Consider the following 10,476-nt stretch of genomic DNA (forward strand, 5'->3'; position numbering starts at 1 on the left):
CTACCGAGAGAGCGTTGATCTTTGGCATGCTCGACGCCAAAAACAAACGATCACCGTCCGTGGTCACGCACTCGGGAAGCGTCCCGACAACCGGCCGAACCCGCCTGACACCCGGTCGCTACAGTCCGGCGTTTCCGACTTGTCCTTTGCGGAGTCGCCTTTACTTATCTGAGCCTTGCCATCTGCGAAGACGGGGCGTAGACAGGTGGTACGGACCCAGTGTCCGGGCACGGCGGCCAGGCACCCACGTGCGACCAGCCTCGGCAGGCGCGCCGAGACGGGCTCGACCCGCTCCGGCGAACACGGGTACACGCTTGGTAACCGGGTTCGACGTGCACGCCGGCGGCGTCCCTACCGGGGCGCCGCTCGCTCCTCCCGCACCTCCAGTCCCATCGCCACCGCCAGCACGATCGCCTGCACGGGGTCGATGACGGCGCCGCGCATCGACACCGCCGTCGGATCGAGCGAGGAGATCTCGCTTCCGCGCAGGTCGCAGCCGCGAAGGTCGGCCTCGCGCCACCACGTTCCGGACAGATCGCAGCGGGTCAGGACGGCGCCCGCCAGCCGCGCCCCGGCCAGGTCGGCCTCGCGCAGCCGGACGTCGGCGAACTCCGCGCGGCGCAGGTCGGCGCCGGGCAGGCCGGTGAACGACCAGTCGCCGCCGCGCACCTTGAGCAGGTCGAACGAGCAGCCGTCGAACATCGACCCGACGAACTTGCAGCCCGTCAGCGTGGCGTCGAAGAACGAGCAACGCACGAACGTGCAGTTCAGAAAGGCCGAGTCGGTGAAGGACGCGACGTTGAACCGTGCACCCCGGAACGTGCACTCGCTGAACACCGCGTCGGTGCCGGTGGCCTCGGTGAGGTCGGCGTCGGTGAACAGGACGCGTTCGTGCGCGGCGCCGGAGAGGTCGGCGGCGTCCCAGTCGGGCGCGCGCACGGTGGTGTCGGTCGGGGCGGGTGTTCCATCGCGTCGTTCGGCCACGGCACGCAACCGTAGCGGGCGGGTACGACGGTCAGCCGCGCATGAACGCCTCGCAGATGGCCTGCGAGTCGCGGGCGGCGGCGGCCGTCGCGGCGGCGCAGTGCGCCACCCAGGCCGCGACGCCCTCCGCGCTGCCCGACGCGTACCCGCGCAGCGCGGCGGCGTACTCCCCCGCGAGTTCGGCGTGGCCGGTCTCGGGTGCGGTGAGGGACTTGGGGTCGAAGCCGCGGGCGACCAGCGTGAGCCGCTGCGCCGCGCGGGCGACGATGCCGTCGCCCCAGCCGAACGGACGCAGCGTCGCCAGCTCGCCGTGCACGACGGCCGCGACGACGAGCGCCGGGGCCTTGGTCGGCGCGGTGAGCAGGTCGCTGAGCGTGCCGAGACGGGCCGCGACCTCCTGCGGCGACGGCGGCGTGCCGAGGCCGAGCGGATCGGTGACGGGCTTGCCGGGGTCGTCGTCGCGCGGACGGCCGAGCGCGGCGTCGTCCACGGCGTCGGCGGCGGCGAGCACGTGCAGGCGGGCCAGGACCTGGCGCGGCGCCTGCCGCCACGTGTCGGCGAGCGCGCCCAGTTCGGCGGACACGCGCAGCGAGCCCTGGACAACCGGGTCGGCGGGGTGTTCGGTGGTGCGCAGTTCGTCCAGCGTGACCGTCGCGCCCTCCAGGACGGCGGACGCGCGGGCGCCGCGCAGCGCGGACTCGGTGGAGACCTCGGCGCTGCGGCGCCGCAGGATGCGGTGGCCGAGCAGGCGGTCCACGGCCTTGCGCGCGTCGGCGACGGCGTCGGCGACTCCGGGCAGGTCCCCGACGGGGGCGAGGGCATCGGTCACGGCCCCGACCTTACGCGGTCGGGCCGACCGATCCGTCCTCGGGCGGGCCGGAGCGGTTCCGTCGTGGCACCTGCGGGAAGGGGTCCGACCGAACCGCTGTGGCGGGAATCACATAGCATCCCATCGAAGTCAGGAGGCGTCCGGGCCCCCTTGTCCGAGCGGCCGTTACGCGCCGACCGAGTCGTCCCGGCGCCGTCCTCTTTCGTCAGCAAGGAGTGTGCGTGAGCGAGAGCCAAGAGACACTGTCGAACCTCCTCCGGGAGAAGCGGCGGTTCCCCCCGCCGGCCGAGCTCGCCGCGTCGGCGAACGTGACGGCGGCGGCGTACGACGAGGCCGCGGCCGACCGGCTGGGGTTCTGGGCGCGGCAGGCGGAGCGGCTGTCGTGGACGAAGCCGTGGGACGACGTCCTGGACTGGAGCGATCCCCCGTTCGCCAAGTGGTACGTGGGCGGTGAGCTCAACGTCGCGTACAACTGCGTCGACCGGCACGTCGAGGCCGGGCGGGGCGACAAGGTCGCCTACCACTGGGAGGGCGAGCCCGGCGACACGCGGACGCTGACGTACGCCGACCTCCAGCGCGAGGTGAGCAAGGCCGCGAACGCGTTGCTGGAGCTGGGCGTTCGCAACGGCGACCGGGTCGCCGTCTATCTCCCCATGATCCCCGAACTGCCCATCTCGATGCTGGCGTGCGCGCGGATCGGCGCGACGCACTCGGTGGTGTTCGGCGGCTTCTCGGCCGACGCCCTGCGGACCCGGCTCGACGACGCGCGGGCCAAGGTCGTCATCACGGCGGACGGCGGCTACCGGCGCGGCAAGCCGTCCGCGCTGAAGCCGACCGTGGACGAGGCCGCCGCCGCGGCGGCGTCGGTGGAGCACGTGCTGGTCGTGCGGCGCACCGGGGAGGACGTCGCCGTCCACGACCGCGACGTGTGGTGGCACGACCTGGTGGACCGGCAGAGCGGGGAGCACGCGCCCGAGCCGCACGACGCCGAGCACCCGCTGTACATCCTGTACACCTCGGGGACGACGGGGAAGCCGAAGGGCATCCTGCACACCAGCGGCGGCTACCTCACGCAGACCGCCTACACGCACGACGCCGTCTTCGACCTCAAGCGCGACGAGGACGTCTACTGGTGCTCCGCCGACATCGGCTGGGTCACCGGGCACTCCTACATCGTGTACGGGCCGCTCGCCAACGGCGCCACGAGCGTGATGTACGAGGGCACTCCGGACACGCCGCACCAGGGCCGCTGGTGGGAGATCATCGCCAAGTACGAGGTCACGCTCTTCTACACGGCGCCGACCGCGATCCGGACGTTCATGAAGTGGGGCGACGACATCCCCGCCCAGTACGACCTGACGTCGCTGCGCGTGCTCGGCTCCGTCGGCGAGCCGATCAACCCCGAGGCGTACGTCTGGTACCGGCACCACATCGGCGGCGACCGGACGCCCGTCGTCGACACCTGGTGGCAGACCGAGACCGGCGCCGTCATGATCAGCCCGCTCCCCGGCGTGACCGAGGGCAAGCCCGGCGCGGCGATGCGCCCGCTGCCCGGCATCGTCGCCGACGTCGTGGACGACGAGGGCCGCTCGGTGCCCGACGGCGGCGGCGGGTTCCTCGTGCTGCGCGAGCCGTGGCCGTCGATGCTCCGCACGATCTGGGGCGACGACGAGCGGTACGTCAAGACGTACTGGTCCCGGTTCGACGGCATGTACTTCGCGGGCGACGGCGCCAAGCGCGACGAGGACGGCGACCTGTGGCTCCTCGGCCGCGTGGACGACGTCATGCTCGTGTCCGGGCACAACATCTCCACGACGGAGGTCGAGTCGGCGCTGGTGTCGCATCCGAAGGTGGCCGAGGCGGCCGTCGTCGGCGCGACCGACCCGGTGACGGGGCAGGCGATCGTCGCGTTCGTCATCCCGCGCGGCAGCGCCGGAGCCGACGTGGAGGGCGAGGAGTTCGCGGCGGAGCTGCGCGACCACGTCGCGCGGACGCTCGGGCCGATCGCCAAGCCGCGGCAGATCATGGTGGTGCCGGAGCTGCCGAAGACGCGGTCGGGGAAGATCATGCGCCGGCTGCTGCGGGACGTCGCGGAGAACCGGAGCGTCGGTGACGTGACGACGCTCGCGGACAGCACGGTGATGGACCTGATCTCGGCGAAGCTGCCGAGCGCCAAGTCGGAGGACTGAGGCGTCGCGGGTGCCCGGGAGGTTCTTCTTCCCGGGCACCCGTGGTCAGAGCACGATTGAAGCTCCGGTTGTCCACAGGGTGCGATTCGGTTGGCGGAAGGGCGTCCGGGCGCGAGAAGGTAGGGACCGGATCATCCGATTCCCGGTGATCGGCGGTTTGGGCCGTCGTGACCTCGGACAGGCCGAGAGAAGGGCCGCCGGGGCGGGGACGGATGCCGTGACGCCCGCACGGGTGCCGGGTGGCCGCCGGGCCGGTGCGGCTGCCACGCTGTGGGCGGCCCCAGGCCGGGGCCGGTGAGAAGGAGTGAGCGATATGTCCGAGGCACTGCCCGGCGAGCGCATCGAGGACAAGTCCCTCGGCGACCTCGTCGCGCTGGCGTCCAGCAACGTCTCCGGCCTGATCAGGGCCGAGATGGAACTGGCCAAGATCGAGCTGAAGAACGACGCGAAGAAGGCCGCCATCGGCGGCACGCTGTTCGCCGTCGCCGGACTCATCGGCGGCCTGATCGTCATCCTGCTGTCGATCGCGCTGGCGTACGGGCTGGTCGCCCTCGGCATCTGGCACTGGGCCGCGTTCCTGATCGTCGCCGTCCTCTACGCGCTCCTCGCCGGTGGGATGGTCTGGGTCGGCATTCAGCGCATCAAGAAGATCGACGGCGCGAAGCGCACCCGCAAGACGCTCCGCGACGACGTCTCGCTGCTGCGGCGCGGGGGCGGCTCGGACAAGCCCGCCCTGACGGAGTAGCACCGGTGGGAGGGCATGACGCGTCCGTCGTCGAGATCGAAGGGCCGTGGACGCACCGGGCCGTGACCGCGGGCGGCACCCGGTTCCATGTCGCGGAGGCCGGTGAAGGCCCCCTCGTCCTCCTGCTGCACGGATTTCCGCAGTTCTGGTGGTCGTGGCACCACCAGATCGAGTCGCTGGCCGCCGCCGGATACCGGGCGGTCGCCGTCGATCTGCGGGGGTACGGCGGCAGCGACAAGCCGTCGCGCGGGTACGACCTCGGCACGCTCGCCGCCGACGCCGCCGGGCTGGTCCGCGCGCTCGGGGAGGCGGGCGCGGTCGTCGTCGGGCACGACTGGGGCGGCCTGCTGGGCTGGACGATGGCCGTCCAGCACCCGAAGGTCGTGCACCGGCTCGCCGTCGTCGGCGCGCCGCATCCGCTGCGGCTGCGGCAGGCCGTCCTCGGTGACCTGCGCGGCCAGGCGTGGGCCGTGCGGCACACGTTCGGGTTCCAGATGCCGGTCGTGCCCGAGCGACGGCTCGTCGCCGACGACGCCGCCCTCGTCGGACGGCTGCTGCACGAGTGGTCCGGGCCCGGCTTCCCCGACGAGCGCACCGAGCGGCTGGCCCGGCAGGGCATGCGGCTCCCCGGCGTGGCGCACTCGGCGATGGAGTACCACCGCTGGCTGATCCGCTCGCTGCCCCGCCCGGACGGCATCCGGTACGCGCGCCGCATGCGCGGGCAGATCCACGTGCCCACGCTCCAGCTCCACGGCGCCCTCGACCGGTGCACGCTCCCGGAGACCGCGCAGGGCTCGGGCCGCTACGTCGCCGCGCCGTACCGCTGGAAGCTCATCGAGAACGCAGGGCATTTCCCCCACCAGGAGCGCCCGGACCAGTTCGACGCCCACCTGCTCGGCTGGCTCCGCGACCCCGGCCTCTGACCCGGCCCCGGTGGGCGTAGCGTGGGGACGGTGCGAGACCGGGACGAGGACGGCCGGGCGCGGAACGCGCGGCCCCGCGACGCCTACGGGCGGCCGCTGGCGCACGGCAGCGCCGGGGTGCCGACGATGCCGGAGGATCTGGACGTCACGCCCGCGCAGGGGCTGGCCGAGGCGCAGCGCTTGCTCGACGCCGACCGGCCGTTCCACGCGCACGAGGTGCTGGAGGCCGTCTGGAAGGCGGCGCCCGACGCCGAGCGCGCACTGTGGCGGTCCCTGGCGCAGGTGGCCGTGGGGATCACGCACGTGCGGCGCGGGAATCCCCGGGGCGCGCGTGCGCTGCTGGAACGCGCGTCCGCCGCACTCGCGCCTTTCCGCGACGATCCACCCCACGACCTCGACGTCGCGGCCGTCATCGCCTTCGCCGACGAACTCCGCGCCCGCCCCGACACGACCCTGACACCCGACACGACCCTGCCCCTGCGCCTGACCCGCCGAACACCCTGACGCCCGACAAGAAGATTCATCCACGCGGCGCACCGTTCCCACGCGCGACCCACCGCACATCGCGCGTCCAGCCTGCGGCTACCTGCGGCAAAGCGTTCCCGCGTGCGACCCTCCGCACATCGCGCGTCCTGCCTGCGACCACCCGCGCCAAAGCGTTCCCGTGCGCAACCTCCGGACATCGCGCGTCCCGCCTGCGACCACCCGCGGCGAAGCGTTCCCGCGTGCAACCCTCCGCGCATCGCGCGCGCTGCCTGCGATCACTCGCGGCCGCGTGCGAACCTCCGCGCACCGCACCTGCGGGCATCAGCGCGGCGCGCGCCCTGCGTGCGGCCGTCCCGAGGCCGTGCGCTGGGCGTCAGTCCGAGCAGTTGCCCGTCGAGACCGGGGTCGTGGTGCGGGCGCCCTCGCGGGCGTTGGACGAGACCTCTTCGGCGGTGAGGGCGTAGCCGGTGGCGGCGGTGTCGAGGGCGGCGGCGAAGATGACGCCGTAGACGCGGCCGTCGGGGGTGAGGAGCGGCCCGCCCGAGTTGCCGGGTTCGACGACGCCGCGGATCGCGTAGATCTCCCGGCTGACCTGGCCCGTGTGGTAGATGTCGGGGCCCTTGGCCGTCTGCCGGGCGCGGACGCGGGCGGCGCCGGCCGTGAACGGGTGGTTCTTCGGGAAGCCCGCGATGATCGCGTCGTCGCGGACGCGGGCCGGACCGGCGAACTTCAGTGCGGGCGCCTTGAGCCCCGGCACGTGCAGCACAGCGATGTCGCGTTTGGGGTCGTAGACGACGACCCGTCCGCGTTCGCGTTCACCGTCGAGCGTCGCGACCGTGGACGAGCCGCGCGCCCCGGCGACCACGTGCGCGTTCGTCATGACCCGGTTCGGCGCGAAGACGAACCCGGTGCCCTCGATGCGCCGCTGGCACTCCGGCGCGGTGCTGACGACCTTGACGATGCTCTGCTTCGCGGCCCGCAGCGCCGCCGTGTTGAGAATCGCGTCGTCGGGCGGCGGGACCTCGGCGACCGACTCGCCGCCGAGTCCGTTGAACACCTGCGGGAACTCGCTGCTGGCGACGAACCCTCGGAACGAGGTGAACCACGTCTGCGCCTGGTTCGGCATGACGTCGTCGACCCCGTTGATGATCGCCGACGACTTGACCTGCGTGCGGACGGGCCGGAACTCCGAGTTCGCGACGAGCGTCCCGAAGAACCACGCGACGATCAGCAGCGACAGCGAACTGACGACGGCGCCGCCCGCCGCGTCCACGGCGCGCGCGTTGACGCCGGTGACGCGGTTGCGCAGCACCGCGCCGATCGACGAGGCGATGAGCTGCCCGAGCGTCGCCGCGAGGAACGCGATGACGATGGCGAGCAGCGCCTGCTGGGCGGTGCCGTCCACGGTCTTCTCGGCGAGCGGTGGCGCGATCAGCACGCCGACGACGCCGCCTCCGACGAAGCCGCCGAAGCTCAGCAGGCTCACGATGAAACCCTGCCGGTACCCCGAGACGGCGAAGAGCACGACGAGGATCAGCAGGATGAGGTCGAGAAGGTGGTCGCCCAGCACCGCTTCACCGTATAGCGCCCACGGTGGTCCGCACGTCCCCTCGGCGGACCAGATCGCGTCGCGCGGGGTCGCCGCGCGGGACTACGGGCGGCGTGCGGCCAGGTCGAGGATGTGACCGGGCAGTTCCTCGACGTGATCGTGGTCCCACGGACGGTCCCATCCGGCGGCGTCCAGAACCTGCGTGAGCAGACCCGCGGTGAAGCCCCAGACGAACATCCCGCCGACCTTGAACGCGGGACCGAGCTTGAGCCCGTTGGGGTGCCGGACGGTGACGCGGTTGGCGGGGTCGGTCAGATCGGTGATGGGGACGCGGGCGACGGTGGCGACCTCGCCCGGATGCCCCGGGGCGATCTCGGACGGGTCGCGCCACCAGGCGGCGACGGGCGTCACCCGGTGCTCGCTGCGCGCCAGGTACAGCTCGGGCATGGTCGCGAGGACCTCGACGCCGCCGGGTTCGACACCGGCCTCCTCCCACGCCTCGCGCAGCGCCGCGTGAACCGGGCCGTCGTCCTCGGGGTCGATGCGGCCGCCGGGGAAGGCGGGCTGGCCCGCGTGCTTGGCGAGGGTCGCGGCGCGTTCGGTGAGCAGCACGTCGGGACCGTCCGGGCCCTCGCCGAACAGCAGCAGCACGGCGGCGGCGCGGCCCCGGCCGGGACGCGGGCGCAGCATCGGCGGGACGTCCAGCGTGGGCGCGGCGGCGCGCAGCCGGTCGAGCCACGGGGGGCAGGACGAAAGGTCGGTCACGACTTCTGCAACCTCCGCTCGGCGGGGGAACTTCCCCGCCCATTCTCCCGGCGCGGCGGTCAGACGGTCGGGTAGGGGCCGCCCTTGACGAGCTTGAGCGCCGCCGCGCGCTCGACCGGCCCCGCCCCGTACGACGGGCACAGGTCGGCGACGGGGCAGGCGCCGCATGCCGGACGGCGGGCGTGGCAGATGCGGCGTCCGTGCCAGATGAGGCGCTGGGACAGCATCGTCCAGTCCTTCGGGGGGAAGATCTCGGCGATGGCGCGCTCGACCTTGTCGGGGTCGGTCTCGTCGGTCCACCCGAACCGGCGGACGAGCCGCCCGAAGTGGGTGTCGACGGTGATGCCGGGCTTGCCGAACGCGTTGCCGAGGACGACGTTGGCGGTCTTGCGGCCGACGCCGGGGAGGGTGACGAGGTCGTCGAGACGCGGCGGGACCTCGCCGTCGAAGCGTTCCACCAGGGCCGCCGACAGGCCCATCACCGACTTGGTCTTCGCGCGGAAGAACCCGGTGGGGCGCAGGATCTCCTCCAGGTCCTCCGGGTTAGCCGCCGCCATCGCCTCGGGCGTCGGGTACTTGGCGAACAGCGCGGGCGTGGTGAGGTTGACGCGGACGTCGGTGGTCTGCGCGGACAGCACGGTCGCAACCAGGAGCTGGAACGCGTCGGCGAAGTCGAGTTCGCAGTGCGCGTCGGGGTACGTCGCGGTGAGGACCCGGTCGATCTTGCGCGCCCGGCGCACCATCCCGAGCCGCGTCTCGTCCGCCCACTTCCGAGCCCGCCCCCGGACCCCCGCCTCCGTCACCATGAGCCCAGCGTAAGCGCAACCCCACCCCCACCGGACCCGGTTCTCCCAGCCCGGCGCCCGACGTCCAGGCGCGGGTGCGCGATCGCCGCCTGGCGATCGGCGGCAGGTGGGACCGAGCGCGGCGCAGCCTGGGTCGCGACGAGCCCTGCCGCCCGCGACTTCGACGGCTGAGAGCCGGGCGACGCCGACTCCCGCCGCCGCGCGGCAGGGCTCGTTCTCCCCCGTGCGGGTGGGGGCGTGGGGCCGTTTTCGGTCGTGTGGGGGAGGTCGGGGGTTTCGGCGGTTGCGAGGATTTGGGCACTTCAGCGAGATGGAGGAGGGCTTGTGAAGAACATGTTCGTGGGCGGTGCGCTCGTCGGTTCGGTGTTGGCCTTCGGGGTGCTTGCGCTGGGTGGGGCGTCCGCTGCTGCCGACCGGCGGCCGCCGGTCAAGGAGGGGCACGTCGCCGGGGACGCTTGGGTGCGGTTCAGCGCCGATCCGCAGAATCCGTTGCGGCGGTTCGTCTTCGACGCGCACGGTCATCCGTTCAAGGTCGCCGGTGGGAAGGTCGTGTTCGGCGCCGCGCGAGGCACGGTCCGGTTCGACCATCCGGAGCCCGGAGGGAAGCACAACTGGGGAACCGTCAACGTCGACTACGTGATGACGGGCGGGCCCGTGGCGGTCGTGTCCGGTACCAGTGCCGGGGACCTCTGGCCCAAGGGCGCGCGCATGACCTTCACCGTCTACGACGACCCGCGCGGCGACCGCCACGACCGCGTCGGCTTCTCCTGGGGCGTTCTGGACCATCGCTGCACCCAGATGGACGGCGGACCCGCGCCGTTCGCCCCGTACGTCTCGGGGCGCGGCTACACCGTCCGCCATGCCGAACTCCCGACCGCGCCGGAAGGCACCCAGGGGCCGGACAAGGCGCCCACCTGCACGAACACGGACCTGCTCAACTGACCTGACCCACCGATATTCACCGGGGACGGACGCATCGGATGCCCGGCAACGCCGTGCGCCCCCCCGCGCCCTGAGGTCGCCGCCAGAGACGGGTTCACGGCGCTCACGCCGCGTCGTCCTGCGCCGTGGACACGGGTGTCCCAGGCGCCCGGGGTCGTCACCACGCGGGCTCACAGACGTGCGCCACGTCGCAGCGGCGCCGAGTGCCGTGGACACGGGGACTCGCAGCCGCCCGGGGGTTGATAGGCGGGACGGACT

The 10,476-nt window shown here is 72.9% G+C and carries 10 protein-coding genes; 5 read left to right on the forward strand and 5 right to left on the reverse strand.

Features of this window, described 5'->3' with window-relative positions; genetic code table 11:
- Positions 1-351: 351 nt before the first annotated feature.
- Both C229_RS0105585 and C229_RS0105590 read right to left on the reverse strand, forming a co-directional pair.
- A complete protein-coding gene (locus C229_RS0105585; protein ID WP_026313473.1) occupies positions 352-984 on the reverse strand; it encodes a pentapeptide repeat-containing protein in 633 nt (210 codons plus the stop codon).
- Between the two features lie 31 nt (positions 985-1,015).
- A complete protein-coding gene (locus C229_RS0105590) occupies positions 1,016-1,813 on the reverse strand; it encodes a Fic family protein (protein ID WP_018654097.1) in 798 nt (265 codons plus the stop codon).
- Positions 1,814-2,034: 221 nt separating this feature from the next.
- Between C229_RS0105590 and acs the strand changes: the two genes are divergently transcribed.
- The 4 genes from acs (at position 2,035) to C229_RS29545 (ending at position 6,174) form a co-directional block, all read left to right on the forward strand.
- Entirely contained in the window at positions 2,035-4,002 is a 1,968-nt protein-coding gene (gene acs, locus C229_RS0105595; RefSeq protein ID WP_018654098.1) for an acetate--CoA ligase, read from the forward strand.
- A 313-nt stretch (positions 4,003-4,315) separates the two neighbouring features.
- Complete coding sequence (locus C229_RS0105600) at positions 4,316-4,747, forward strand: phage holin family protein (RefSeq protein ID WP_018654099.1); 432 nt, start codon at positions 4,316-4,318, stop codon at positions 4,745-4,747.
- Between the two features lie 5 nt (positions 4,748-4,752).
- Positions 4,753-5,670, forward strand: a complete 918-nt coding sequence (locus C229_RS0105605) for an alpha/beta fold hydrolase (protein ID WP_018654100.1) — start codon at positions 4,753-4,755, stop codon at positions 5,668-5,670.
- A gap of 30 nt (positions 5,671-5,700) precedes the next feature.
- Positions 5,701-6,174 carry a DUF309 domain-containing protein gene (locus C229_RS29545; RefSeq protein ID WP_018654101.1) on the forward strand — a complete coding sequence of 158 codons (474 nt, stop codon included), beginning with the start codon at positions 5,701-5,703 and terminating at the stop codon, positions 6,172-6,174.
- A gap of 355 nt (positions 6,175-6,529) precedes the next feature.
- Here C229_RS29545 and C229_RS0105615 read toward each other — a convergent pair whose 3' ends face one another.
- From C229_RS0105615 to nth, 3 genes are all read right to left on the reverse strand, one after another.
- Complete coding sequence (locus tag C229_RS0105615; protein ID WP_018654102.1) at positions 6,530-7,726, reverse strand: MarP family serine protease; 1,197 nt, start codon at positions 7,724-7,726, stop codon at positions 6,530-6,532.
- A gap of 81 nt (positions 7,727-7,807) precedes the next feature.
- Positions 7,808-8,470: an NUDIX hydrolase gene (locus C229_RS0105620; protein WP_018654103.1), complete on the reverse strand. Its 663-nt coding sequence runs from the start codon at positions 8,468-8,470 to the stop codon at positions 7,808-7,810.
- A 59-nt stretch (positions 8,471-8,529) separates the two neighbouring features.
- Complete coding sequence (nth, locus tag C229_RS34635) at positions 8,530-9,213, reverse strand: endonuclease III (protein ID WP_018654104.1); 684 nt, start codon at positions 9,211-9,213, stop codon at positions 8,530-8,532.
- Positions 9,214-9,609: 396 nt separating this feature from the next.
- Here nth and C229_RS0105630 point away from each other — a divergent pair, with 396 nt between their 5' ends.
- On the forward strand, positions 9,610-10,218 hold the full coding sequence (locus tag C229_RS0105630; protein ID WP_155884714.1) for a hypothetical protein: 609 nt from the start codon (positions 9,610-9,612) through the stop codon (positions 10,216-10,218).
- Positions 10,219-10,476: the final 258 nt, after the last annotated feature.

The organism is Actinomadura flavalba DSM 45200 (assembly GCF_000374305.1).
Lineage (GTDB): Bacteria > Actinomycetota > Actinomycetes > Streptosporangiales > Streptosporangiaceae > Spirillospora > Spirillospora flavalba.